Source organism: Okeania sp. SIO2F5, from assembly GCF_010692685.1.
Classification (GTDB): domain Bacteria; phylum Cyanobacteriota; class Cyanobacteriia; order Cyanobacteriales; family Microcoleaceae; genus Okeania; species Okeania hirsuta.
The window spans coordinates 58,431-84,049 of record NZ_JAAHGU010000014.1; the positions used below are offsets into that span (position 1 = coordinate 58,431).

Consider the following 25,619-nt stretch of genomic DNA (forward strand, 5'->3'; position numbering starts at 1 on the left):
TCCCGACAAATATCTTGCCATTCCTTGAGAGTAAATTCTTTTCCCTGTTCGGGCGAAGTCAGTCAAATGGTAGTTCGTTTGTCAATTTTTTTAATTTTGACTGTACCACCAACTATCCCATCATCTCCCATTCCAACCACCATCCCACCGGTTTCTGCCTTAACTTCTTTTGCTACTATCTTGGCATTCTTATTATCTTGGGACTCGTGAGACTTTAACGCTTCTCTAATTTCTGCCACAACCTCAGTCAATTTTGGATGAGTATTTTCTTCCATTGCCACTGCCAACTCCTGTATTGTCCGAGCTACATCAGGATTTTCTGCTGCCTCCTGCATTGACAAAACTGCCTGACCATAATCCAAAGGTTGCTCCGAAACTTGTTCAATAGCAGTTACAGTATCGGGAGATTCTTGTTTGAGATATTTCATCAACTTAGCACTTTTATCCCAGACCACCTGCCCAATATTTTCTCCAGTTTTTTCCAAAGCTTTTGTCCCCAATACAGCAGCTAGCGCCATTACAATAGTAATAGGTTCCATAATTTTCAGCCTCCTAAAATTAGACTCAGATTAAGTTAATTATTAGATAATATTCTAAGCGATTCTATTTAATCGGGGCAAACTGAAAAAATCAATCTATCAATCTATTTAGGAATAGATGAAAAATATGAGTATTATATCTTTTCCAAAAATTATAGATTCAGGACTACTTTTAAAGCACCAAATGTGTCGGATGTGAAAGTTCAGGAGAGTAAAAATAGTCGTTATTTTTATCCCGATCTAGTTATTATTTGCAATGCCGACGATTTAAAATCTCGCGACTTTATCGAACATCCTACAGTAATTATTGAAATTCTTTCCCCCAGTACAGAAAAATACGATCGCGGCGATAAGTTTAAATATTATCGTCAAATTCCCAGTTTGCAAGAATATGTTTTAGTAGACTCAACATCAATATCTGTAGAAATTTATCAACGTGGCGAGGGAAAAATTTGGCATTATTCTGCATATACAGAAGGAGAGTCGATTATATTATCAAGTATTGAATTTACTTCCACTGTTAAAGTTTTATACGAAGGAGTTAACTTTGAAACCGATACTGTCGAGCAACAATAAACGTGATGCTGCATTGTCATGGTAGTGCATTGGAATTATTTTGATTATGAGAAACAGCAGTGGGAGCATCTTGATCCCTTGGTAGGTGTTGCTCATCCCCATCTACAATTAAACCCACATTCCGCACCACAAAATTAAGTCAAAAGTCAAAAGTAAGAAGTAAGAAATAAGAAGAAAATTATAGTGGTCAATAGGAGTAAAGGATTCAGTAAGTATTTATGCTTAATATTTAACTGAGAATTTGACTCCCGATCAAGGTAAATGAAGATAATTTATATAGTATAAATACTTAAGCAAGCTAGGGATTTTATACTAATTTTCATGTTACAAATTGAAGTGCGGAATGTGGGATTAAATAGAATCAATATCCTCTTGGCAATTTCTCAGCTTCAGCACTTTTATTCAGATTAAGCTAACCTTAAATAATACCCTAAAACATCTCTATCGATCAGGGCAGAATTAAAAAGTCAACCTAGTGCAGGATAGCGGAAATAACTGGTTACAAAATCCAAAAACAATTACAAATTAATACTTTTGACTTTTGACTTTTGACTTTTGACTTCCGCGTAGTTGTAGACTTGACCTTAAATCTGAAGTATATGGAGCGCAGTATCTCAAAATCTTTATTCTTCCTACAAAGACTGGAACCCAAAATTTCAGTCATGGACCGCTACATCATTATAGAATTAATAGGGCCATTTCTCTTTGGTGTAGGATTATTTTCATCTATCGGGGTGACAGCGGGGGCAATGTTTGAATTAGTCCGAAAAGTAACAGAATCTGGACTACCTATTTCTATTGCCCTTCAAGTATTTTTCTTAAAAGTGCCAGAGTTTATTGGTTGGGCATTCCCTATGGCAATGGTACTATCGACTCTGATGGTTTACAGTCAGATGTCTAGTAATAGTGAGATAGTTGCTCTGCGTAGCTGTGGCATTAGCGTCTATCGAATGCTTATACCTGCGGTAATATTAGGTCTGACCGTAACTGGTTTAACTTTTGCCCTTAATGAAGTAATTGTACCTAATGCCAACTATCAAGCATCTCTGACTTTAGAGAGAACTTTAGACCGAGACGATCCTCCTTTTCGGGAAGAAAATATTTTCTATCCAGAATTTGGCAAAGTTGAGCGACCAGACGGAAGTAAGGAAGATACCTTGACTCGTTTATTCTATGCCGAAAAGTTTGATGGTAAATATATGAGGGGGGTGACTATTGTAGATCGTTCCCAATATGGGGTTGACCAAATTGTGTCTTCTGAGTCAGCAACTTGGAATCCAGCAGAAAATATTTGGGACTTGTTTAATGGGACTATTTATATTGTATCTCCAGATGGTTCTTACCGTAATATTGTTAAGTTTGACCATCAAGAATTAAAACTTTCTACGGCACCTTTAGATTTAGCAGGTAAAAGACGTACTTATCAACAGATGAATATTCCTCAATCTTATGAATATTTGGAGTTAATGCGACTGAGTGGAAATCATCGGAAAATTGTTAAAACTCAAGTCAGAATTCAACAAAAGTTTGCTGTACCTTTTGTTTGTTTGGTTCTGGGTTTAGTAGGGGCAGCTTTAGGAATTAGACCTCAGAGAAATGCGAATAGAGGTACTAGCTTTGGTATTAGTGTGATAATTATTTTTGCTTATTATTTACTTTCTTTTATTACGGGGGCAATGGGGCAAAAAGAGGTTTTGACTCCTTTTTTGGCTGGATGGTTACCAAATTTTCTAGGTCTTGGAGTGGCAATGTTACTTATAGCAAGAGCTTCACGTTAAGGAATTTAGAAGTCAGAAGTCTGAAGTCAGAAGTTGTTTTTGTAACAGGAATTTCTTAAGTCTGAAGTCAGAACTTAGAAGTTCAATTATTACTTTATTTTTATTATTTTGGTCAAACCAGAAAAAATACAAAAGATTTAACTAATAACTGATTAAAAGGCAGGGTTTTAGACCCAATTATTTTGATAGTTCAAAACTAGGGTCTGCAAATCTTGAGTAATTGAAGATTAAGAGTAATTCAAGTAACATTTACCTATCTTATTATTCTTGGGTACGACTTTTGTTCATGTCATTTATTGATAGAAGTAGCACTGAAAGACTCTGCTCTGAAGACTATTATTTATATGAAATAGGTAATCTGAAATATTGTAGCTTTTTGCTAAGACCTGCAAAATATAGGTGGGTCTGGTAATATGTGAAGATTCACTGCCCCTCCCCAAGAATTTAATTTTCCTTTATTACAACCACCTGTTACTCCTTTTGCTTCTAATGCTAAAGTATGGCTTCCTTTTGTAATAAAACCTATATCCTTTTTTACAGATTTATAATTATCTATCTTATATTCTTCACGTCCTTTAAGTTTGTTATCAACATAGAAATAGATTATAACCGTACTACAATGACCAGGAGGAACGATATATTCAGCGTATAATATTCCATCTTCCTTTACTTTTATTTGTTCTTCGTGACGAGGTGTACAAAGTTGACCATTGCTTGTATATTCTATTCTTTTATTCCCTAATTCCTGAAGCAATTTTATCTCTTTGGTAGCATTTGATTAACTACAGTATTGACCAATTGCTGCTATTAATGCAGCAATTATTACTGCAGTTCCACCAATTAGTAGCAACAATTATTTGTGTTCGAGAACTTTCGTTGTTAGAAGTAATCTAAATTTAAACCTTAGTTGTAATAAGTAATTAAATTTCAGCTCTGTTAGCACAGAAATAAAGCCCAAGCATAGTTATAGCAATACTTTTTATTCAAAATTTACAATTATTCTAATTTTTAGAAGAAACTATTAACGCTAAACAACAATCGCCAATCATATCATGTCTTATAACGTCGCTAATCTATAATAAAATATGACAAATCCTTTAATATCCAACTTAAAAATTAGTAGATTTTTATCTATTTTACATAAAAATTTGATAAATCGAAGCTGGATATTTTGGTTTGGTTTAAGTTTAGCTATTGTCTTAATTTATAGTCTTGAATCTCTCAAAACATCCTTCCAAAGTGAATATTTCATCCAAGATGATGCACGACAACATATATTTTGGATGCGTCGTTTTTTAGATGCAGAATTATTTCCTCAAGATTTCATTGCTGACTATTTTCAATCAGTAGCTCCATGGGGGTATAAAACTTTTTATTCACTCATCACATCTTTAGGTATAGACCCCATTTTTTTAGGTAAATTATTACCTATATTTCTCGGATTAATTTCGACAATTTACTGTTTTGGAATAAGTTTACAAATTCTACCTATTCCTGCCGTAGGTTTTTTTAGTTCATTCATTTTAAATCAAACTTTATGGATGGAAGATGACTTGGTTTCTGCTACTCCCAGAGCATTTTTTTATCCACTTTTTTTAGCATTCTTATATTACTTACTCCGAAATTCTTTATTTCCTGTATTAGTAGCGATCGCTCTCCAAGCTATTTTTTATCCTCACACTGTTTTACTATCAGTAACTATCTTAACTATTAGACTATTTTCCTACGATAAAAAATGGTTAAAATTTACTTCAGTCCGATTAAATTATTACCTCTGGTTAGGAGCAATAATAACTGCTGCAATTATACTTCTACCATACAAGTTTTCTGCTACGGAATTCGGGTCAATTATTACTGCTGCGGAAGCTAAATTACAACCAATTTTTAATTATGATGATGGAAACTATGGCAGAGCATTCTTTTTTCACGAAAATCCTTTGATTTTTTGGCTAATAGGACCGAGGAGTGGCATATTATTTTTAGGGTTTTTACCTCCACTAGCGATCGCCTCATTATTCTTACCTTTTGTACTTGGAAAAAGTCAAAAATTTCCTCTGGCAAAACAGGTTTCTTTAAAGGTAGAAATATTAGTTCAAATTTTACTAGCATCTATGGGGTTATTTTTCCTCGCTCATGCTTTTTTGTTTCAGCTTCATTTTCCCAACAGATATATTTATCATAGTATGCGAGTAATGATACCAATAGCTACTGGTATTGCTTTAACAATATGGTTGGATAGTTATTTTAATCAAGTTATTTCTCAGCTAGAAAATGGCTTAACTTTTCCACAACAAATATATCTCGGTTGCACAATTTTATTATTAGCGATATTAAGCATTATTCCTTTTTCTCAAGATCTAACTATAGATAACCAATCCTACGTTAAAGGCAAAGAAATAGAATTATATGAATATTTACTAGCACAACCGAAAGATATATTAATTGCGTCTATATCTAAAGAATCAGATAATATTCCTACTTTTGCCCAACGTTCTACTTTAGTCGCCCAGGAATATAGTTTGCCTTACCATACAGAATATTACACTCAGTTTAGTCAAAGAGCAAAGGATATAATTCAGGCTCAATATACTTCTAATCCAGAAGAGGTTAATAACTTTATTCAGAAGTATGGAATAGATTTTTGGTTGCTCGATAAAACAGCTTATAATCCTAGATATGTAGCTGATAAAGAATTAATTCGTCAGTATGATTTAGCAGAGACAATTATTTATCAACTAGAGCAAAATATGATTCCTGCTTTATCCGTTACTATTGAACATTGCACTGTTTTAACAAGTAAGAGAATAGTTTTATTGCCAACATCATGTATTCAAAATGAGTTGATGAAATTCACTCAAATTAAGTAAGCATTCCGCAGACCTTGTAGGGACGTTCCATGGAACGTCCTTACTATGGGTCTGAGCAATAATTATTAAGCGCATTGTTACAGAGAAATGGTATAACCATTTTAATTAGGGCTTGCTGATTAACTCTAAAAGTATTGACTGATATTGGTTTTAGCGTTTTAGAGTTAAAAAAAGTACCAGCTTTTCGGTTAAAAGAGCTGCATAAAGCTAGTATTTTGGGATGATTACTGCAGAAAAATTGAGAGACAATTCTTACTCCTACCTCCTCCCTCATTCCCATTTCTCCTGTCTCCTGTCTCCTGTCTCCTGTCTCCTGTTTCCTATTTAATTAGGCTTGCTGATTAAATATCAAAGCATTGACTGATATTGCTTTTAGGCTTTTTAGGTCTTGAAAAAGTACAAGGTTTTCGTTGTAGGCAGCTCAAAAAGTTAGGATTTTGGACTGACTATGGCAGAAAAATCAAGGGATAATTCTTCCTACTGCCTCCTCTACATTCCCCATTTCTCCTGTCTCCTGTCTCCTGTCTCCTGTCTCCTACCCCACCAGAAAGACTTTATTCAGCAAACCCTAATTATTGTTAAAAGGATTATTCCAACGTTCGCCATATCCACGATTAAAACTATTATTACGTCTGGAAAAAGGGTTATTAGAAGGATTTGATGGTAAGTTTTGATTTACCTGATTAGGATTAACTCCATAGTTATATTGCTGTTGCTGATTTTGCGGATATCCTTGATTACTATAATAGTTAGAAACTCTTCCGTTATTAATCCCATTTACTCCATTTTGATTATTAGCTAAACCATTAGGTACTGTTGGTAATGGCGGTAAATTTGGATTAGCAGGTTGCCGTTGAAGAGAATAGTTAGATCCTGGTGAATTGCTGGGGTTATTGTTTTGATTTGCCGTTCCCGATCTATCTGTATAATAAGGTTTTGGTTGATTAATATTTATGGGTGGTAAAGGTGAATTAAAATTATTGTTTTGTGGAGATTGATAACTGTTGGATGTTGAAATTCCAGGAAAAGGAGAAGGTCTAATATCTCTAGGTTTTATCTCAGTAGGATAAAGGTTAAAATTATTTGTTTGAGACTGAGAATTTGAAGATGCTTGGGATTGATTTTTAGAGCGCTGGTAATCATCCAAAGCATTCTGTAATGCATTTGCAGGTTTTTCCTTTTTTTCTTCCCGATCGCTTTCGTCTAATATATTGAGACTACGTAACAGAGGAGATGTTAATAATTGAGAGTTGTCTAATTTATTTTGAGGAGGAAGATTATTGGTTGTTGTTTGAGGTTGAAGGTTCGTTAAATTTTCTTGAAGTTTTGTAGAGTTTTTTGGTGGAGTCGATTCATTTTTGCTTTCTCCTTTTAACCTGTTTAGTAAAATTTTCTCAGGAATTACTGAGGAATTAAATTGAAGATTTTCATAATTTTTTAAATCTTCTACTAAAACTGAAGAACTGTCAATATCACTAATAATAGAAATTTCTTCAGGAGATAAATTGTCAATTATAATATTTCCGCTTGTTACTGAATAATCATCTTCAACAGTTAACCATTCTGGATGGACTGTTAATTCCCAAACAAATAATAGCACTAAAGAAGCTACAGCAATTGGCCCCCAAACTAAAGGTTTTGTCAGATGACGAAATCTGCCTCGGAAGTAGCGTATGGAATTGGGTAATTTTTTGGGATTAGACATAGGTTTTGTTTTTTTATTAATTGTTTTTTCTCTAACATTAATCTGCTTTCTCGTTATAACTAGAAAATTTTATTTTTTGAGACATACACTAAAATTTTTTCAGATATAGCGCTGTGCGCAGGCAACAGCTCATCTGGCAACAGGCAACAGCTCCGGAAGGGGGAATAAATTGCCTATAATATAAGATTTTAGCTATTGGACATCTCCTGCAATTTGTAAATATACCAGCGCTCATTGCTATATTAGGAAATTTTTTAGGCCAGCATAATATTTGTAGCCAATAATAACTTTTGTTTCATTGTTTAGTAATCGAACTCAAAATCTGAAAAAGTTGCATCAGATGAGCAACAATAAACACACATACTATGATTTATAGCTCAAGAACTTTTTTTCAACTGTTAATTACTAAACTGCCTACCACCTAAATTTTCCCATTATAAATACCTTGAGCAAATACTAATATTATTTGAGGTAACGAGATAAACTGACTTCTAAATCAAAATCGCTGTAGCATGAATTTGATGCCCAGATTCATCAAAAAATTTTTATATTTCTGGGTAAGCATATTCTAGCACAACACAAATCAGCTCAAATGAACAAACAGGTTAAATTACTACAAAGTAAAGAAGAGTTAATCGAGCAAGCTTTAGAAATTTGCTTGGCTAAAATGCAAGAGGCCATTTCACAGCGAGGCCAATGTACTATAGCTTTAGCAGGTGGTAATACTCCAAAACCCCTTTATGAGTCCATAGCAACTCAAAATCTACCTTGGGATAAAATTCATGTCTTCTGGGGGGACGAACGCTATGTAGCTCCTGACCACCAAGATAGTAACCAAAAAATGGCTAGGCAAGCTTGGTTAGACCGAGTGCCCATACCACCGACAAATATTCATGCTATGCCTACAGGAGCTGGAGATCCAGAAGTTGATGCCTCCAGCCATGATGCTCATTTGCGAGAATTTTTTCAGGTCTCACCAGGAGATTTTCCTAGTTTTGATTTGATTTTACTGGGAATGGGTGGTGATGCCCATACAGCTTCCTTATTTCCCCATACAGATGCTTTGCAAATTAGCGATCGCCTCATTACTGTAGGGAATAAAGATGGCCAACCGCGATTAACTTTTACAGTTCCACTAATTAATCAGGCTAGTTGCGTCATATTTCTAGTTGCTGGTGCAGATAAACAAGTTGCATTGGATCGAGTATTTGCAGAAAATGGGGATGAAATGAAATATCCTAGTCGCCTGATTCAACCAAAAGGGGAACTACATTGGTTACTAACTGGTGTCAATATTTAAGCAGTGAAAAGTAATATCATGTCCGGTTGAACAGTGATAAATAAATAACTACGGAGGAGTCAGGAGAGAAGAAAGGAGAAGGAAGAGGAAGAACTGGAGTTGAAGGAGAAAGTTTTTTTATAACTAATTATCCGGACATGATATAAATTCATCCTATCCTAAAATTTCAATCCTTCATTGGTTAAGTGTTAGGTTGAGGCAAGGAAAGTAATAGAATACTTCATATATTTCTACTACAAACCTAACTATCTAAAGCTTAATACTTGTATAGCAGTCGAAGGAAAGGGCGCGGACAAATTAAAAGTTTAAAAGTCAGACAAAGTAAGATTTTTCACTCCTTCGGTCCTTCCAACTTCGGCTCTTACTTCTTTCTTCCCTCCTGACTCCTGAGGAGGTCCTCCTGACTCCTAAGTAATTAAGATTGATATTATACATGCTCTTCACCAACACCCAAATTAGCTATACAATACAATAGAATTAGGATTACTATAGAATCTGAAAGTTAAATATAATTATGATTCTTATGTCGGTGTTTCGATCGTCTGGCCGATAACGAGGAGTAGATCAATGATTGTCTGTCCGAATTGCAATCATCAGAATCCTGATGGAGCAACACAATGTGAAGCTTGCTACACTCCCTTACCTGTAACTACGAATTGTCCTAACTGTGGGGCAACAGTTCAAGTTGATGCTGCCTTTTGTGGTCAATGTGGCTTTGATTTGAAAGCTAGTACTGGTATGGAGGAAGGTCAAGTTTTATCTCAAACCGATCCAGCAGTAATGCCAACTATAGTATCACCAGTATCTGGTACGAATGCAGGTATGCCTTCAGAAGATATACCTGACTTACATCCACCAGATCCATTAGTGACTTTAGAACCTATAGTAGTGTCTGCTACACCAAACTTAGAAAAATCTAGCAACATTAATACTCCAGTTCCTACTGAGGAACCCCCACAAACTATTAATCCTATTAGTAACCCTGTAGTAACTTCTCCATCTCCTACTGGAAAAACACCAATTCCGGCCAAGACTCAGTTACAAAAACAGTCTGCCAAGTTAATTCATATTAGAACAGATACAGATATTGAATTACCAGTTAATTTATCTGTAATTCACATAGGTAAGCCTAACGACCGAGTACCACCAGATATTGATATTTCGGGATTTCCTGACTCTGAGGTGGTTTCTCGTAGTCATGCTGATATTAGAATAGAGGGAGATAGTTATTATATTGAAGATATAGGTAGTTCTAATGGTACTTATGTCAATAATACTTCTTTGACAAGAGGAAATCGACATAAATTGAGGCCAGGAGATCGAATATCTTTGGGCAAAGGAGATTTAGTTTCATTCCTATTTCAAATTTCTTAGCTCACTTTTTAGATTTTAGGGTCATTAAAATCCTCAGCTTAAGGTCTTCCTCTGGTTAGGAAGACATGAAGCTAAGTAACTTAAAATTGTAATTATCAAAAATTGTTTAAGATGTTGTACTGGTCTGTCAACTTTGAAATCATGTATAGATTTTTGTCAATGTGATTTTTAGGTAATGTTTTTTGGGTAATGTGACCCCTCAAAACTATCTTGACAGACCACTACTAAAATTTCCAATAGCAAAAGTGATTAGGCTAACACTGCTACATCCACTTCAGTATATGCTAGGCTGATTTTGGACTTTGGGAAATATACATATAATTAAAATTGGGCATTATTTCAAATAATAATGTAGTTCTTTATAGTTCCATAGTTTTTCGTTATCATATTGAATTAAGGCATAATCATTATAATTGGGAAATTATTAATTTATTTATCAGTGTGTTATATAGGTTAACTATCAATCGATTCTGAAGGTTATTATAGTAAGTTTATTGATCGTGAATTTTACTGGCTCCAAAGCAAAAATTGATATATCTATTGACAAAAAATTAGAAGTATCTAGTATTAAACAAAGGGAAAATTATCGTCAACTAAATGATTTAGACAAACTATATTTATCTCTCTAATGTAAACAAAAAAAAATCTTTGGGGATAAAAAAGATGAATAGTTTGATTAATAAATAATCTTATTTTTGTGATTACTTTTTCTAGATAATTTTACCTAATTTATGATTGATTTGAGTAATAAATTCAGATTAAGTTTGGTGATTTAGTTTTATTGACTACTTACTAGACAATAAAATTCGGTAACCTTGCTTTTGTTTGATCGTAATAGGTACAAAAATACTTTAAATGTTGAATATAATTTTCATCAAAAGTATAAGTAATTCTCTTTGAATAATACTAAATTTGTTTTACTTATATTAGTTCTAGTTATAGAAGGAAAAAGTAAGAAAAGGTAAGGGAGATTTGCAACAAATGTTTATTCAAATTACATAACTCTATGTTATTAAAAATAATATGGTATGACACTATTAATATATAGCAATTATAAATTATTAATGATAATTTTATTGCTTCGGTGTTTCACATTCCCTATTTCCTGTGCCTTAAAAGTCTAAGATATCTCACAACTCAAATAAGATTACTATAGTAATTAATTTATATTTTTGACCACAAATAATATCATTTATTTTTTACTTCTAACAGCTCAATTATCCGGGGTAAATCCCTCATAAACAAGCCTTAAATAGCGTAAAATCCTTCCCTAACTGCTAGTCTACTCCCATTTATTGAGGGGTTAAATTTATTTCTTAATTTCCTTCTTAAATTGTTCAATAAATTTATCAAAATTATGTTTTAGGAGTAAAATTTATGAATAAAATACCAGAAGTAATGAAACATAGTCAACTGTTGAAGAGGTTAGTCCTTGACAAAAAAACGGTTGAAGACCAGGGTAGAATAGAACAATTGTGCCTTAATACTCAATCTCATCAAGTCATAGGTTTTATATGTAAGTCTGGTATTTTTGGTAAACAGAAAAAAGTTTTTGCTTGGAAACAAATTGAGACTATTGGCACTGATGCTACTCTAGTTAATGGAGACTCAGCACAAGAGAGTTTAGATAAATTCAATAATACTGTAAATATAATTGGAAATGAAGTATGGACTAATACAGGAGAGAAGGTAGGGTTAATTGTAGAATACCTTCTCAACATTAAAACAGGTGCAGTAGTTAATTATTTGTTTAAATCTAATGGGTGGCGAGGTGTTTTAAATAGTATTTATTTATTACCACCAGAAGCAGTTTCCAGTGCTGGTAATAAACGGGTAATAGTAGTCAATAGTTCTATAGAAAATCCTCAATGTTATACTGAAGGAGTTACTCAAAAAATAGGTCTGGTTCAAGATTTTTTACAAGAAGATTTAGTGAAAACTAGAGAACATATTAATGTAGCAAAACGTGAAGCAAAAAAATTATTTGTAGGTTTTCAAGAAACTGCTAAAGTTGTTAAAGAGCAAGCTCAAGAAAAAGCACAAGTAGTTACAGAGCAAGCTAAACAAAAAGTAGAAGAATTTCAAAGTAAGTCTACAGAAAAAAAGTCCAGAAAAAGTAAGCAAATTTCAAATGATTTTTCTACCAAAATTCAAGAAGTGACAGCAGAAGCTAAGGAAAAAATTGATGGGGTAAAGTCACAATGGAGAAAAAACTCTAATATTTCAAAAGATGATCGAGACAACAGTATAGATGATTTACAAATACATCAATAATTTTAGTATAGTTAAATAAATTAGTATCAGTGATTATCGAAGAATTAATAATTAAATAAGGCTTTGTTGCATAAAGATAGCAAATAGGGTAAAAATATGCAGTGCGTAGCACAACAAACCTAGACCAACATAGAAATGAGTAAGTCCAAGTACCGACTCAGCAACTGGTCTGAATATGATGCTTCCCTAAAACAGAGAGGAAGTCTCACATTTTGGCGCTGATTATGATGAAGTAATAGAGCAGTGGGTAAACCAACAAAAACTGGACGTAGGGGAGCATCAAATACCTATAGTGACACAGCCATTGAATTTATGGTGACTATACAATCATTGTTTAGTTTGGCCGGACGATAGACGCTTATGTTTTGTAGAATCTATATTTCAATTGATGAACTTAGATTTACCAGCTACCTTTCCATAGCACTATATCCCGTCGCTTACAAAAACTGAATGTTCAACTGCCAGTTATACCAACTCATGAAGCTATTCATCTAGTAGTGGATTCTACGGGAGTTAAAGTCTATGGTGAAGGGGAATGGAAAACCAGGATTCATGGTGTAGGTAAACGCAGGACATGGCGTAAATTACATCTAGGGGTAAATGAGGCTACAGGGGAGATCGTGAGTGGGGTAGTGACTACCAATGAAGTGGGTGATGATCAAGTATTTTCTGACCTATTAGATGGAGTAGATGGTGTTGTAGCCCAAGTATCAGGAGACGGAGCCTATGACAAGTATAAGTGTTACGAGAAAGCTAGGCAACGAGGAGCAAAGACAACGATTCCACCAAGGAAAAATGCGGTAATAGGTCAACATGGCAACTGTAAATGCCCACCTCATCCCAGAGATGAAAACCTCAGAAGAATAAGAATTGTAGGACGCCAGAAATGGAAACGTGAATGTGGCTACCATCGACGCTCCTTATCTGTTTGCGCAGCATTCCGAAGGAAAACTACTATGTTTAGGCTCAAAGTAATATTTGGAGGGAAGTTGCGACGACGAAAATTTGATGCTCAGGCAGTGGAGCTATTCATACAATGTGCCATGCCCAACCGTATGATTCAAACAGGTCAGCCCAAAAGCTACAAAGTTAAAATCTAGCTAACTTCCAATCAGGGGGGTTGTTGCGATCGCCACTTTCATGCAACAAAGCCATTAAATAATTAAATAATTCAGCTTTGTTAGCCTCCCCTTTCAAGGGAAAAAAATAAATTTTTTCCTTTTAGTCAATCCTCTCCCTAAAAGGGAGAGGTAATTATCCATTATCCATTAATGAATTTAGCTTTATTACATCTAACCCAATTAGTTCCAATTCAATGTTGGAGCTTTGAATCAAAATCATTAATTCACATAGGTAGAGCAAGTGATAATGATGTAATAATTTATAGTGCAGTAGTTTCTCACCATCATGCAGAATTATGGAAAAATTCATCTGGTTGGATGATGGTCAATTTTGGTGCTAATGGTACTTATGTAAATGATGAGCCAATCATTCAGACATCAGTGGTAGACAATATGATTATTCGGCTGGGCATTTCAGGGCCAAAGTTGCAAATTCATACTAAACAATTAGCTTCTAAGTTTGCAAAACAAATGAATAAGTTATCTAGTAAAGAAATAGATATATTTAATGTTTTTGATAATAACGAATTGACAAATGAGGATTTTACACAAACACATATTAATTAATTTGTAGTGATAGAAGTTAATTACACAACTGTGCAAAAAATACTTAAAAATTACCTTCTTTGGTTAGGACAATAAATTTGAGTGAAAAGGGAGCAGAGAGTAGGGGAGTAAGGGATACCTGGAGTGGAAAAAACTGTGAGTAGGAAAGAAACCGAAATATATCCTCTCTCTTGTGTAGATTGGATATGGCGCAGGTCTCCTCGCCATCCCACCCTACGGGAAGCTCCGAAGATCCACCGTTTTTTTTAATTGGAGCTGAGTCGATCGCAGCTAAAATCATTAGATAATTTGTCCCAAGTTTAATCAATACTATTACGGTTACAAGACTGCCGGAATATGAAAATAAATAAATTCTGAGTTTATTTGTTAATTTAATTAATATAATATCAACTAATTATTTTTTTTCTACTTCTTGGCGCAATAGTATGTCGATCTACCTGATATTTTTTAGCAGCCATAGACATATTAAACTCTAAATTTTCCCATTTTTCTAACTTGATTTTTTTTCCTCTAGGTTGAAGTGGTTTAATATTTAAAACATGAATAATTTCTTGAGCTACTGCCTTTGCTAATAGGGGTGGCACTGAATTTCCAACTTGTCTAAAACCATGCCATTTTGTTACATGAAATCTAAACCAATCAGGATATGAATGTAATCTTGCTGCTTCCCTAACTGTGATACATCTGGGTGTAAATGGGTGTATTGGTCTTGGAGAAGTATATGCCCCTTTACTACTTGGTGTTCCAGCTCTGAGTGTGTTACAAATACCATCAGCATTAAGTCTATAAAAGTGGCTTACTGATTCAATTTTTCCTGGTGCTGTAGCATTAAATCTTTCTCTTGATTTTTCTGTATGTCTTGTGCGTAAACTAGAGGTTAATATTGTTTGATCGTATTCACGTTTATAAGAATAGTCATTATTAAAACGTTCAATATTACGCAATTTTATAGCATACTTGCTTGGTTTACCATAATCATTTTCTACTTTTATCCAATCTCTTTCTAATAGTTCTGGATAATTTTCTACTTCTGGCAAATCTCCGATTGCATCCTTAACAGTGATCAAGTTTTCTGATTTTTTATCGGTAGAAATATTTGTAATTGCTAGAGGATAATTTGGTAAGATTAAACCTTTTTTACATCCCATTAAAAATAATCTTTCTCTATGCTGTGGCACACCATAATTAACAGCATTTAATACTTGGTAAGGTTGGTTAATTTGATAGCCATTTTTATCGAATTTATCGATAACTTCCTCAAGAAAAAAATTGTGCTTTCCTACTGTTAATCCTTTGACATTTTCTATGACAAAATATTTAGGTTTTAACTCTAAAACTAATCGAACAAAATGAGATATAAGTGTATTGCGTGGGTCCTCTAAGGTACGTTTTCCCATCAGAGAAAAACCTTGGCAAGGAGGACCACCAAAAATTACATCAATTTCTTTATTTTTAATATCTGATAACTGTCTAATGTCATCTCCAGTAATATCAACTATGCTACGACATAATATTGGCCAAAAAGGAAAATTGAATTGATGAGTGGCACAGTGAATGGGGTCTAATTCTACAGAAACAAGTATATCAAATCCTGCTTGTTCAAAGCCCAGAGTCATACCTCCTGCACCTGCAAATAAATCTATACCTATTGGTCGTTGCATATTACACCTCTACATTTACAGAGTATTTGGTGGTTTATGAAGTACGGTAGGGAGCAGGGAGTAGGTAGTAGGTAGTAGGAAAGAAAGAATATAGTTTTTCCAATCCTGAGTATTTTGTTAAAAATTACTTTCATTATTTGGACTCTAAACTACTTTGCCACATTTACATGGAATCTGCTGTATTTATATATATCTTTAATTTTGAGAGAAGATAATACCAATTTGGAAAAAGAATATTACGAATTAATTTGGGCAATTAAAAGACTTTATAGGAGATATCCATTGGACTAAAAAGATAAATTCCGACCTAATAAATGGTATCAAAGCTATTTATTCTAACTCCTAACTCCTGACTCGGTGACTTCCCCTCCTGGGAGGGGTTAGGGGTGGGTTTACTCCTAAGAAATAACCTATTTATTTGTAGCAAATATTTATCACGCTTGGTATAACAGGTAAAAGTAAAAATGCTTTTAGACTATCAGAGTTCTCATAGAGGTGATACTTAAGAATAAACTACTATATCTTTCAAATACCTAACTTATATTCTCTGAAGTTTTCATAAGGATTGCCATTTACTCTTAAAACAGCTATAGGTTGGTTATTTTCATTTTTAACAATATAGTACCATTGGAATTCTGTGCGGTCATTGATTACTTTTAACAGTTCTGGCTTTCCTTGAAAAGCTGATGGAATCGCTTTTTCGTATTCTTTGGCCACAAATAAACATTCTAATTTTCTTTTGTCTTTTTCATGATAAATTGTCTGTGATGAATACCTCCAAATAATTGTATCATCTGTTTTATCTGACAGATATAAAGTCATCCTATTGACAAATGATAATTTCTGTACATTTTTAATTAAATTATTGAGGGTTTTTGGCACATTATTTTTAGGGGAAGCTATGATTTGACTGATTTGTTGTACAAATTTAGTTTGTAAATTTTGTATTTGTTCAGCAGCTATTCTTTTAAATACTTGAGTAAAGCAACTAATGCTTTGGTGCAATTGCTCGGGTCTACTTCCGATCCTAATATTCGTAGGGAAGCAGCAGAAAGTTTAGGGAAAATTAGCATGGGCAATGAGAAAGTAATTAATGCTTTCCTGTAATTGTTGGAGTCTACTTCTAATCATCATGCTCGTAGGGAAGCAGCAAAACTCTTAGGGAAAATTGACCCTGGCAATAAGAAGGCGATTAATGCTTTGCTACAGTTGTTGGTGTCTACTACAGAAAATTCTACTCCCAGGGAAGCAGTAGAACTCTTAGAGAAAAAGGGATAATTTTTCGGTGGTGGTGCATTTTCATTGGTTGTACATTGTCATTATTTTTGTTACAAGAACAGTGGGAGCATCTTGCTCCCATGCCAGGCATCTATCGTTCTTTTAACCATTACGCGACCAAGATTACCCATTCATTTTTCTACCTTTTTCCCCTATAGTATTTCTGAATCTCCGGAGTTATGAGATCAACTCCGGTAGCATCCGTATTGTAAAGGTAAGGAAGAAGGAAAAGGGAAGAAGAAAGATGGAAAAAGGCTTTATTTATCTAGAACAGAAGACTTAAAAGTCTGAAAAAACTGAAATTTTCTGTAAATATTCACGCTTGGGTTTACATAAATGATACCAGCGGACATGATATGACTCGGTCTTCCTGACTCCAGCAGCTAAAAGCACATACTGCGTGCAAAGATACCAAATGGATTCTATATTATGATGGATGGAGTAATTCATTAATTTTTCAGGCATTGCTGAGGGGCGGGATGAATATAAGTGGGGTGGGTATCATGCCTGCGGTGAAAATATCAGGAACGGGCAAGATGCCCATTCCACAAAACTATTAAAATCATCCCGTATTTATGCAACGCCAGTTTTCAAAATAGAGTTAATCACGATAAATACTGTGTATACTTCAAAACTCTTTGTTATTCATTCAATTTCTTTAATTACGCGACAGGGGTTCCCCACTGCAACAACATTTTCAGGAATATCTTTCGTTACCACGCTTCCCGCCCCAATAACTGTATTTTTTCCAACCTTTAAACCAGGAAGAATGATACAACCCCCTCCGATCCAAACATTATCCCCTATTTCAATAGGATAAGCCATTTCTTTACCTGCAATTCTTTCTGTCACATTTATTGGATGAGTAGCAGTATAAATTTGTACATTAGGACTTAACTTTACATTACTACCAATTTTCACAATATTGCAGTCAAGAATAACACAACCAAAGTTGGCATAAAAATTATCTCCAATTTGGATATTATACCCGTAGTCACATTTAAAAGGAGATTCTATCCAACAATCTTGATCGGTTTGGAATAAATCTCTGATAATTTTGACCCTTTCTTCTTGACTGCCATCTGGAATATTATTCAATTTTTGACATAAACTTTTAGCTCTTTGTCTATCTTTTAGTAAGTCTTTATCAAAGGCATTATAATATTGCCCGTTTAGCATCTTTTGCTTTTCTGTAATTTGATTTTGGTTTGACTCCATAACAGAAATTAATACTTAGGATTGAACAAGGAAGAAGGAAGATGGAAGATGGAAAAAGTTGATGGGGACTCCAACCCAAACTAATTGTAAACACCGCGAGTGGCGGCGGGGTATTAAACCCAAAAGATAAAAATAAAAAGGGTTTAGTAAATTTTTTATCTGAATTATCGTTATTAGGATCAGGACTTACGCAAATTGACTTTTAAACCACCATTTGTAGGGGCGAATGATATTCACCCTCGCTATATGTAGAGTCTCTGCGTAAGTCCTGAGGATGTAATTTACAGCATATTTCATATTAGTGAGGTACACCAGTCGCGGGCAAGATGCCCGCACTACAAAGACTTTACCATTTATATTTGTACCTCATCTACCTGCAATCTGCTGTAATTATATTAACTAGACTTGAAAGCAAGGTAAGGTATATAAAGAAAATTTTACAGAAAAAAAAATCATGGTCTCATCATTACCACTACATTTTCAACTCAAAGGAGAAGGTTTTCCCATTCTTTGCCTCCACGGACATCCAGGTTCAGGCCAATGTATGTCTGTCTTTACCAACTCCCTCTGCCAAAACTTTCAAACTATTGCTCCTGACTTAAGAGGTTATGGCAAAAGTTATACGAAAAAAGACTTTGAGATTACTCAACATTTAGTAGATTTAGAAATACTGCTAGACCAACTTCAAATCCCCAAATATTTTATATTAGGATGGTCGTTAGGTGGAATTATAGCAATGGAGTTAGCTCTAAAAAACCCAGAGAAAGTTGCAGGTCTGATTTTAATAGGTACCGCAGCACGACCTAGAGGTAATCATCCACCTATTACTTGGCAGGATAATCTTTATACTGGTTTAGCGGGGATCATAAATTGGTTGATGCCTGGATGGCAATGGAATATTGATACTTTTGGCAAGCGATCGCTATTTAGATATCTCATTCAACAACACACTCCTGCCACCTATAGATATTTAGCAAAAGAAGCCGTTTCTGCCTATTTACAAACTTCTAAATTTGCCACTAGAGCATTAAATCAAGCTTTAAGAAGTGACTATAACAGATTGAGCGCTCTGCCACAAATTCAATGTCCTTGCTTAGTATTAGCTGGGGCAAGCGATTGCCATATTACTCCTGAGTCCAGTCAAGAAACAGCTCTACATCTCAATCATGCACATTGGCAATGCTATCCTAACACAGCTCATCTTTTTCCTTGGGAAATTTCTCAGCAAGTACTAACAGATATTAAAAAATGGATACTGCCTCAGCAAAAATAATCAAACATATTATACCAAATTCAAAAAAGGTAGTTACATCTTAATTTGTAATTTATTGCTACAATTAAAAATTGTATATATCGATAAAATGTCAAAATTAAGTATTTTTTCCTCTTTTTTATCCAGTTTTTCCCTGTTTACTGTTGCCTGTTACCCGTGTCGAGACTGTAGCAATATTTTATGAAATTGGTATTAGAAATTCTTGTAAAAGTCAATTAAAAGTCAAAATTCAGAAAAATTGATAATTTCCTAATTATAATTTATTGGCATTGCTGAAAACATATATCAAGACTTAAATTAAAGTAAATCAAGAGTAATTAATAAGCTTTACTATTTTTCTATCTACTATCAAGCAAATAGTAGTTTATTTAGTATCTATGACTCTTATCGACTAGTGACTTCAAAGTTATACTATTATTCAGCAACACCATTTATCTTCAAATTTTATAATTTCCTTAAAAGGATTAAGTTTGGGGGCTAAAAGCAGGATTTATTACTGTTTCATCACTATCATCTTCTAATTCATTATAAATAGTTAATTCCACAGGTTTATACTGCTCAATAAACACCTGAATACCCTGAGCACTTTCGTCTTTTAAATCTTCTATATAGCCAGCTTCAGCAGCTTTTGCTTCTTCAAATGTAAAAAAAGGTCCAAAATAATAAGTGCAACAAGGGTTAGTAGTAAAAATTTTAACCCACCAAGCCAGACCAGAAAAGTTTAATAAGTTTGCCAATGTTTCTTTCATACTATGTTAATAATTTTTGTATTAGTAGTTGCTTTTGAAGTTACTGATTCTCACATCTGCCAATGTTTGTAACTTTATGAGCAAAAATTCTAAACAAACTATCAGGAAAAATTTGAATCGATAACTAAACTATACAAATTACAAAGAGTGTTCATTATAGTCAACCGGGAGTTTCAAAATCTATTTCGCTGGTCAGAGCCATGTAGCTGATAGAAGACTGTTTAACCCATGTTAAGCTATACTTCTGCTCTCTATTTTTGTTATACTACGCAACTTCTATTTTTTCAATTATATTTTTCACTACATACGCAAACTTTTTGACCAGCGTTGTCTATAGATCTCATAAAGGGCTATACCAGTTGCTACTGATACATTGAGACTAGGTGTATTTCCTGACATTGGTATAGATACTAAGGCATCACAATTTTTTTGGATCAGAAGGCTTAAACCCTCTGCTTCACTACCAATAACTAGAACAATAGCTCCTGTAAACTTTACAGTATGAATAAGATCCCCATTGTCAGCTACAGTACCATATATCCAGAATCCCTCTTTTTTCAATTCTTCCAAAGCACGACTCAGATTAATAACTCTGGCTACCGGAAAATTTTCCAAAGCTCCTGCAGCAACTTTTGTTACAGTCGAGGTTATTCCTACTGCTCGTCTTTGTGGAATAACTAAACCTTGTATTCCCAGAGCTTCTGCCGTCCGAATAATAGCTCCTAAATTATGGGGATCGTTGAGACCATCAGCTACTAACAATATAGGTTGCTCGGTTTTAGATTTAGCTTGAGAAATTAGTTCGTCAAGCTCTTTGTACTCGTAAGGGGATATTTGAGCAGCAATACCCTGATGATTTTTTCTATGGGTAATTTGATCTAGGCGTCTATCATCTACTTCATCTATGATCGTACCTCTGGTTTTAGCCTCATTGAGCAATGTATGAAACCTGGGATCGTATCTTAGTGGCGAAATAACCCAGATGCGGTTTAAGGAACGCTCACTTTTGAGGGCTGCTTGTACAGTATGTCGTCCATAGATTAGATCGTCATCTTCCCTTGTGGCCTCTAAATTATCATTGCTTGACTGCCTACTTTTGAGTTTAATTGATTTCTGTTTTTGGGGTTTGTCTTGATAGTTAAATTTTGAAGGTTTTATAGGCATAGCTCATATCAAATCTAATTTTATTCTTAATACAGGGGGCATAGGCCATAAGGCCCCAGGTAATATAAATACCTATGCAAAATTAATTTAACATTTGTGAGTAGATACCAGGGAGTAGGGAGTAATATTATGTGCCCCCTCCGGGGGAGCTACGAATTGCGGATAATTACTTATAATTTCTGATAATTACTTATAGTAAAGTTTTTGTTTGTAGTTTTGTTCTAGCCCTTGCAATACTTATATTATTGCTCAAGCAAAACTACGAGCCTAATTATAAGTGTTCTACCGAACATAATATAAAAACTACTCTAAAGGCTAATTTTAAAAGTAATGGTATTTACAAATTACTTAAGTTTTCGAGCGAAAATCACTATTTGTTGTACATTAACCGGATAGGGAACAGAAAATATATCTTAATACCAAATTTTACGCAAGAGCAGGGAGTAGGGGAGTGGGAGAGATGAGAAGACGGGAAGTGAGAAAGAAACCAAAATACATCCTCTCTCTTGGTCGATTGGATATGTCGAGGAGACCCGCTCTTGACAGAGAGAGTCGCTCCGCTTTACATGTTGCGGAGCAAAACGCCATCCCTCGAACGCTTTCTTTTAATTAGAGCTGAGGTAATAACAGCTGACATCATTAGGTAATTTGTCCTAAGTTCAATCAATACCATTACCGTTGCAGGACTACCAAAATTTGAAAAAGAGTAGGGAAAGAGTATATTTAGGTAGGATTTGGGTTTCTGTTTTTACCCCTTTTAAATTAACCTTTTTAATTCTTTCTATTCTTTAATCTAATTTTATATAGCCTAGTAATTGATTTAATCGTTGAGGATCTGTTAAATATAAGTAACCAATTAAAGCTTCTAAACTGGTAGCCTGTTGATAAACTTCTGGGTCTAATCTTTTTGGTTTCCCAAAAGCAGCGTTGCGTCCTCGCTTGAGAATATCTAACTCTAAACTAGTAAGATGAGGTTTTAAATTATGTAAATGATGAGCTTGACTTTCTGCTCTAACTTGCGCTACCACCAGTTGATGATAAGACCGCGATCTTTTAGCTGGTATTAAGTAGTAGCTCCGAACATACAATTCATAAATAGCATCCCCCAGATATGCCCAAGCTGAGGGTGTAGTTTTTTGAATTTCTGTTGGTGTTAGTGCCACAAGGTTTAATTGTTGCAAACCGATCGTTCTCCTTGTTAGACCAGCTTTTATACTTGATAAAATATTAATTGTCCTTCTTCTAATATCCCCGTAGAAAAATTTTTGCTTAACTTAAGTTTTAATTTCTATTTAACAATACAGGCCAAATTTTGTTTTCACCATCTTTCTAGTTTTTTCCATCTCAATCAGGCTTGACCAACTCCCGTCTCGCCCTTTGATTTTTGACGGGAGATAGCATCTATAGCTATATTAAACAGTCGGTCATTGCCTGGCCTTGTCAAGAGATCTTGACATTCTCTATAGCTTCATCTAATGAAGAGCGTAAAGACAAAAATTTCTCTAAACGAACCAATTTAACAGTTTGATTTACACGGGCATTGGAAACTATTTGCAACGTACCTTCTTCATATTGTTTGGTATGCTTTACCAGTTGTACGAGTGCTCCTAACCCAGAGCTATCAACAAAGTCTATTTTGGACAAATCCAAAATAATGTTTTTTGGCCCTTGATCAATTTTTGTCTTCAGCGTTTTGTTAAAAGTACCTTCTGAAAAGGCATCTAGTAACCCTGTTAGGCGGAATAGCTGGTAGTTATTCCTCTCTTCATGAGTGCATCTCAGGCTAACAGTCAGGGCTAATGGCTTAGGCTCAGGAATAACACCCTCCTAGCTTGATTTTGCATAAGTCGAATGTCAATTATACTTTTTTATGTAAAATTTGTCTACTCCTAAAGATCACTTATTTTGAAAGACAAATGATGCAAAAAAAAATTGTACAATTTAAGTAAGGAATACACAAAATTTGCAGGCAAAATCCTACTTTGATTTCGAGGCTTTAGCTTTCCGCTCATCTTGCATTAGCTGGACAAAACGTTCAAACAAGTAATCAGCATCGTGGGGACCGGGGCTGGCTTCAGGGTGGTATTGTACTGAGAACAAAGGTAAAGATTTATGTCGTAAACCGGCAACAGTTTGGTCATTCAAGTTAAGATGTGTAATTTCTACCTCAGTAGCTAAAGAATCTGGATGAATCGCAAATCCATGATTTTGACTTGTAATCTCCACTTTTTGCTGTAAACCTGCTGGCTGATTGAGACCACGGTGGCCAAACTTTAATTTAAAAGTGTCGGCTCCTAAAGCAAGACCGAGGACTTGGTGTCCCATACAAATACCAAAAACAGGTTTAGATGATTTAAGTAACTCTTTAGTAGTCTCAATACCTTCGTTAACAGCAGCGGGGTCTCCTGGGCCGTTGGACAGGAAAATACCATCTGGGTTGTGCTTGAGAATTTCTTCTGGTGGCGTATTAGCAGGAACAACTACAACTCGACAACCATAGCTAGCTAAACGTCGTAGGATATTTTTTTTCACTCCAAAGTCAATGGCCACTACTGTATACTTTTCTCCACTGTAACCAGAAACAGAAGGATTAAACTCCCAAGCTGCATTAGTGGGTTCAGACCATTGATAAACTTCTTTAGTTGTTACTCCCTGAACTAAATTCAATCCTGCCATACTAGGGGCAGACTGAACTTTTTGTAGCAATTCAGTTGGGTCTAGAATTTCTGTAGAAATTGCCCCATTCATTGCTCCTAAAGTCCGAATTTTTCGAGTTAAAGCACGAGTATCTATACCATAAATTCCAGGAATTTTATGTTCTATAAGATACTCTGACAAAGATTGAGTTGAGCGCCAGTTACTAGGACGTGGACAAATATTACGAGCGATCGCACCTTTGATTTGTGGTTGATTGGACTCTTCATCTTCAGGATTAACTCCTGTATTTCCCAATTCTGGGTAGGTAAAAGTAACAATTTGCCCACGATAACTTGGGTCTGTGAGAACTTCCTGATAACCAGTCATTCCTGTGTTAAATACCACTTCTCCAATGGTAGTTCCTGGAGCGCCAAAAGATAAGCCACGGTAAGAAGTTCCATCTGCTAGTACCAGAAGAGCAGGTTGAGGTGAGATTGACATTTTAATTCCTCTCAATTAATTAGTATTTAATTTAACTAGCTATCAGCTTTTAACAGCTTGGGTTAAAATCCCATTCTAAACGTTAAAAAAATTATCCTAATGATTCTACTGACTGCTTCTTTAAATATTAGGTCAGAATATTTACTTAGGTCATTGAGAATATATTAGGTTTACGAAAAATGTAGTAGTCACAAGTACAGATTACATTCATCAATTAAATAAGATAAAATTAGCTTAAAGTTTAAAACTTAACAATAAACAAATAATTGAAATTCTTAAAAAGTAATTAATTATGATGGAAAATTCTTCACTCTACAATTCTACTGATAGAAATCTAATTAAGCACAAACAACAGGTGAAAACGATCTTTTGGCAAATACCATCAATATTAGTGACTACATTAATTTGTACTGCAGCGATCGCTCAAGAATATCCAGGATGTTTTATGCTTGATGAAGTTGGAAATAGGAAGGACTTAACAATCTCAATTTGTCGTCTGTTTCCAGAAGACTTACCAGAGGAGGTATCAACTTCGAGTACCGCAGAAGGAATATACGAAATTCCGATTAAAAGTCGTCGGGGTGGTACTCCTGTAATTGATGTGACTTTTAATGGTAATCAAACTTATGAAATGCTTCTAGATACTGGTGCTACTTCTACTTTAATTACTCAAGAAATGGCAACAGCTTTGAAAATTGTGCCTTTTGGACAAGGAACTTTTACTTTAGCTGATGGTAAAAGTGTAGAACTAGAAGTTGGTATTGTTGGTTCTGTTTCTGCTGGAGGTTTAACAATTAACCAGTTTAGAGTTGCTGTTGCTCCTGAAGAGAAGGAAAGGGGTTTGTTAGGACAAAACTTTTTTGGTATTTATGATATGACAATTAAGGAAGATGTAGTAGAGTTGCGGGCACGTTCTAATAGCTAATTTCATGTCTGGTAGTATTAGAGTGTGGGGAGTGGGGGAGTAGGGGAGTAGGGGAGATTGAATGTTAAAGTAATTATAGAATTATCAACATATACTATATAACTGGATTCTA

The 25,619-nt window shown here is 34.7% G+C and carries 23 protein-coding genes and 1 pseudogene; 13 read left to right on the top strand and 11 right to left on the bottom strand.

Annotation, left to right across the window (positions count from 1 at the left end; translation table 11 throughout):
- Positions 1 to 62 precede the first annotated feature (62 nt).
- On the bottom strand, positions 63 to 539 hold the full coding sequence (locus F6K27_RS08375) for a hypothetical protein (protein ID WP_287275247.1): 477 nt from the start codon (positions 537 to 539) through the stop codon (positions 63 to 65).
- A gap of 195 nt (positions 540 to 734) precedes the next feature.
- Here F6K27_RS08375 and F6K27_RS08380 point away from each other — a divergent pair, with 195 nt between their 5' ends.
- Together F6K27_RS08380 and F6K27_RS08385 are read left to right on the top strand one after the other, a co-directional pair.
- Positions 735 to 1,115, top strand: coding sequence for a Uma2 family endonuclease (locus tag F6K27_RS08380; protein ID WP_287275248.1), 381 nt, complete (start codon positions 735 to 737; stop codon positions 1,113 to 1,115).
- A 599-nt stretch (positions 1,116 to 1,714) separates the two neighbouring features.
- On the top strand, positions 1,715 to 2,893 hold the full coding sequence (locus F6K27_RS08385; RefSeq protein WP_287275250.1) for an LptF/LptG family permease: 1,179 nt from the start codon (positions 1,715 to 1,717) through the stop codon (positions 2,891 to 2,893).
- Positions 2,894 to 3,272: 379 nt separating this feature from the next.
- Here the strand turns inward: F6K27_RS08385 and F6K27_RS08390 are convergent, their stop codons facing one another.
- Positions 3,273 to 3,647 carry a hypothetical protein gene (locus F6K27_RS08390; protein WP_287275252.1) on the bottom strand — a complete coding sequence of 125 codons (375 nt, stop codon included), beginning with the start codon at positions 3,645 to 3,647 and terminating at the stop codon, positions 3,273 to 3,275.
- 331 nt (positions 3,648 to 3,978) lie between these two features.
- Between F6K27_RS08390 and F6K27_RS08395 the strand changes: the two genes are divergently transcribed.
- Complete coding sequence (locus F6K27_RS08395; protein ID WP_287275254.1) at positions 3,979 to 5,760, top strand: hypothetical protein; 1,782 nt, start codon at positions 3,979 to 3,981, stop codon at positions 5,758 to 5,760.
- A 568-nt stretch (positions 5,761 to 6,328) separates the two neighbouring features.
- Here the strand turns inward: F6K27_RS08395 and F6K27_RS08400 are convergent.
- Positions 6,329 to 7,465: a hypothetical protein gene (locus F6K27_RS08400; RefSeq protein ID WP_287275255.1), complete on the bottom strand. Its 1,137-nt coding sequence runs from the start codon at positions 7,463 to 7,465 to the stop codon at positions 6,329 to 6,331.
- 592 nt (positions 7,466 to 8,057) lie between these two features.
- On the opposite strand from F6K27_RS08400, the gene pgl reads away from it, so the two are divergent.
- The 6 genes and pseudogenes from pgl to F6K27_RS08430 all read left to right on the top strand — a co-directional run bounded on the left by pgl (position 8,058) and on the right by F6K27_RS08430 (position 14,101).
- The gene (gene pgl / locus F6K27_RS08405; RefSeq protein WP_287275257.1) at positions 8,058 to 8,765 is read left to right on the top strand and encodes a 6-phosphogluconolactonase; all 708 of its coding nucleotides are present in this window, start codon (positions 8,058 to 8,060) and stop codon (positions 8,763 to 8,765) included.
- A gap of 567 nt (positions 8,766 to 9,332) precedes the next feature.
- The gene (locus tag F6K27_RS08410; protein ID WP_124142636.1) at positions 9,333 to 10,139 is read left to right on the top strand and encodes an FHA domain-containing protein; all 807 of its coding nucleotides are present in this window, start codon (positions 9,333 to 9,335) and stop codon (positions 10,137 to 10,139) included.
- Positions 10,140 to 10,639: 500 nt separating this feature from the next.
- Positions 10,640 to 10,768 carry a hypothetical protein gene (locus F6K27_RS08415; RefSeq protein ID WP_287275259.1) on the top strand — a complete coding sequence of 43 codons (129 nt, stop codon included), beginning with the start codon at positions 10,640 to 10,642 and terminating at the stop codon, positions 10,766 to 10,768.
- Between the two features lie 748 nt (positions 10,769 to 11,516).
- Positions 11,517 to 12,413, top strand: a complete 897-nt coding sequence (locus F6K27_RS08420; RefSeq protein ID WP_287275261.1) for a PRC-barrel domain-containing protein — start codon at positions 11,517 to 11,519, stop codon at positions 12,411 to 12,413.
- Positions 12,414 to 12,548: 135 nt separating this feature from the next.
- Positions 12,549 to 13,513 (top strand): annotated as a pseudogene (locus tag F6K27_RS08425) (IS5 family transposase).
- A gap of 171 nt (positions 13,514 to 13,684) precedes the next feature.
- On the top strand, positions 13,685 to 14,101 hold the full coding sequence (locus F6K27_RS08430) for an FHA domain-containing protein (RefSeq protein ID WP_287275263.1): 417 nt from the start codon (positions 13,685 to 13,687) through the stop codon (positions 14,099 to 14,101).
- Positions 14,102 to 14,487: 386 nt separating this feature from the next.
- On the opposite strand, the gene F6K27_RS08435 is transcribed toward F6K27_RS08430, so the two are convergent.
- Together F6K27_RS08435 and F6K27_RS08440 are read right to left on the bottom strand one after the other, a co-directional pair.
- Positions 14,488 to 15,762, bottom strand: a complete 1,275-nt coding sequence (locus tag F6K27_RS08435) for a DNA cytosine methyltransferase (RefSeq protein WP_287275265.1) — start codon at positions 15,760 to 15,762, stop codon at positions 14,488 to 14,490.
- 525 nt (positions 15,763 to 16,287) lie between these two features.
- Complete coding sequence (locus tag F6K27_RS08440) at positions 16,288 to 16,767, bottom strand: hypothetical protein (protein WP_124142640.1); 480 nt, start codon at positions 16,765 to 16,767, stop codon at positions 16,288 to 16,290.
- Between F6K27_RS08440 and F6K27_RS08445 the strand changes: the two genes are divergently transcribed.
- Both F6K27_RS08445 and F6K27_RS08450 read left to right on the top strand, forming a co-directional pair.
- Entirely contained in the window at positions 16,768 to 16,869 is a 102-nt protein-coding gene (locus F6K27_RS08445; protein WP_287284230.1) for a HEAT repeat domain-containing protein, read from the top strand.
- A gap of 3 nt (positions 16,870 to 16,872) precedes the next feature.
- Positions 16,873 to 17,040: a hypothetical protein gene (locus F6K27_RS08450; protein WP_161564282.1), complete on the top strand. Its 168-nt coding sequence runs from the start codon at positions 16,873 to 16,875 to the stop codon at positions 17,038 to 17,040.
- A gap of 645 nt (positions 17,041 to 17,685) precedes the next feature.
- On the opposite strand, the gene F6K27_RS08455 is transcribed toward F6K27_RS08450, so the two are convergent.
- Positions 17,686 to 18,258: a sugar O-acetyltransferase gene (locus tag F6K27_RS08455; protein ID WP_287275266.1), complete on the bottom strand. Its 573-nt coding sequence runs from the start codon at positions 18,256 to 18,258 to the stop codon at positions 17,686 to 17,688.
- Between the two features lie 454 nt (positions 18,259 to 18,712).
- On the opposite strand from F6K27_RS08455, the gene F6K27_RS08460 reads away from it, so the two are divergent.
- Complete coding sequence (locus tag F6K27_RS08460; protein ID WP_287275267.1) at positions 18,713 to 19,531, top strand: alpha/beta fold hydrolase; 819 nt, start codon at positions 18,713 to 18,715, stop codon at positions 19,529 to 19,531.
- Positions 19,532 to 19,995: 464 nt separating this feature from the next.
- On the opposite strand, the gene F6K27_RS08465 is transcribed toward F6K27_RS08460, so the two are convergent.
- The 5 genes from F6K27_RS08465 to carA all read right to left on the bottom strand — a co-directional run bounded on the left by F6K27_RS08465 (position 19,996) and on the right by carA (position 24,582).
- A complete protein-coding gene (locus F6K27_RS08465; protein ID WP_287275269.1) occupies positions 19,996 to 20,280 on the bottom strand; it encodes a DUF1816 domain-containing protein in 285 nt (94 codons plus the stop codon).
- Positions 20,281 to 20,580: 300 nt separating this feature from the next.
- Positions 20,581 to 21,444, bottom strand: coding sequence for a 23S rRNA (guanosine(2251)-2'-O)-methyltransferase RlmB (rlmB, locus tag F6K27_RS08470; protein WP_287275271.1), 864 nt, complete (start codon positions 21,442 to 21,444; stop codon positions 20,581 to 20,583).
- A gap of 788 nt (positions 21,445 to 22,232) precedes the next feature.
- Entirely contained in the window at positions 22,233 to 22,625 is a 393-nt protein-coding gene (locus F6K27_RS08475; protein ID WP_192901016.1) for a Mini-ribonuclease 3, read from the bottom strand.
- A gap of 259 nt (positions 22,626 to 22,884) precedes the next feature.
- A complete protein-coding gene (locus F6K27_RS08480; protein WP_124142647.1) occupies positions 22,885 to 23,262 on the bottom strand; it encodes an STAS domain-containing protein in 378 nt (125 codons plus the stop codon).
- Between the two features lie 159 nt (positions 23,263 to 23,421).
- Positions 23,422 to 24,582, bottom strand: a complete 1,161-nt coding sequence (gene carA / locus F6K27_RS08485; protein ID WP_287275273.1) for a glutamine-hydrolyzing carbamoyl-phosphate synthase small subunit — start codon at positions 24,580 to 24,582, stop codon at positions 23,422 to 23,424.
- Positions 24,583 to 24,874: 292 nt separating this feature from the next.
- Here carA and F6K27_RS08490 point away from each other — a divergent pair, with 292 nt between their 5' ends.
- On the top strand, positions 24,875 to 25,507 hold the full coding sequence (locus F6K27_RS08490; protein ID WP_287275275.1) for a TIGR02281 family clan AA aspartic protease: 633 nt from the start codon (positions 24,875 to 24,877) through the stop codon (positions 25,505 to 25,507).
- Positions 25,508 to 25,619 lie beyond the last annotated feature (112 nt).

What these genes read in the sequence shown, in the direction of transcription:
- F6K27_RS08455 (WP_287275266.1), bottom strand. Translation starts at nt 18,258, where the DNA reads ATGGAGTCAAACCAAAATCAAATTACAGAAAAGCAAAAGATGCTAAAC.
- F6K27_RS08375 (WP_287275247.1), bottom strand. Translation starts at nt 539, where the DNA reads ATGGAACCTATTACTATTGTAATGGCGCTAGCTGCTGTATTGGGGACA.
- pgl (WP_287275257.1), top strand. Translation starts at nt 8,058, where the DNA reads ATGAACAAACAGGTTAAATTACTACAAAGTAAAGAAGAGTTAATCGAG.
- F6K27_RS08460 (WP_287275267.1), top strand. Translation starts at nt 18,713, where the DNA reads ATGGTCTCATCATTACCACTACATTTTCAACTCAAAGGAGAAGGTTTT.
- F6K27_RS08435 (WP_287275265.1), bottom strand. Translation starts at nt 15,762, where the DNA reads ATGCAACGACCAATAGGTATAGATTTATTTGCAGGTGCAGGAGGTATG.
- F6K27_RS08490 (WP_287275275.1), top strand. Translation starts at nt 24,875, where the DNA reads ATGATGGAAAATTCTTCACTCTACAATTCTACTGATAGAAATCTAATT.
- F6K27_RS08385 (WP_287275250.1), top strand. Translation starts at nt 1,715, where the DNA reads ATGGAGCGCAGTATCTCAAAATCTTTATTCTTCCTACAAAGACTGGAA.
- F6K27_RS08410 (WP_124142636.1), top strand. Translation starts at nt 9,333, where the DNA reads ATGATTGTCTGTCCGAATTGCAATCATCAGAATCCTGATGGAGCAACA.
- rlmB (WP_287275271.1), bottom strand. Translation starts at nt 21,444, where the DNA reads ATGCCTATAAAACCTTCAAAATTTAACTATCAAGACAAACCCCAAAAA.
- carA (WP_287275273.1), bottom strand. Translation starts at nt 24,582, where the DNA reads ATGTCAATCTCACCTCAACCTGCTCTTCTGGTACTAGCAGATGGAACT.
- F6K27_RS08395 (WP_287275254.1), top strand. Translation starts at nt 3,979, where the DNA reads ATGACAAATCCTTTAATATCCAACTTAAAAATTAGTAGATTTTTATCT.
- F6K27_RS08430 (WP_287275263.1), top strand. Translation starts at nt 13,685, where the DNA reads ATGAATTTAGCTTTATTACATCTAACCCAATTAGTTCCAATTCAATGT.
- F6K27_RS08400 (WP_287275255.1), bottom strand. Translation starts at nt 7,465, where the DNA reads ATGTCTAATCCCAAAAAATTACCCAATTCCATACGCTACTTCCGAGGC.
- F6K27_RS08465 (WP_287275269.1), bottom strand. Translation starts at nt 20,280, where the DNA reads ATGAAAGAAACATTGGCAAACTTATTAAACTTTTCTGGTCTGGCTTGG.
- F6K27_RS08420 (WP_287275261.1), top strand. Translation starts at nt 11,517, where the DNA reads ATGAATAAAATACCAGAAGTAATGAAACATAGTCAACTGTTGAAGAGG.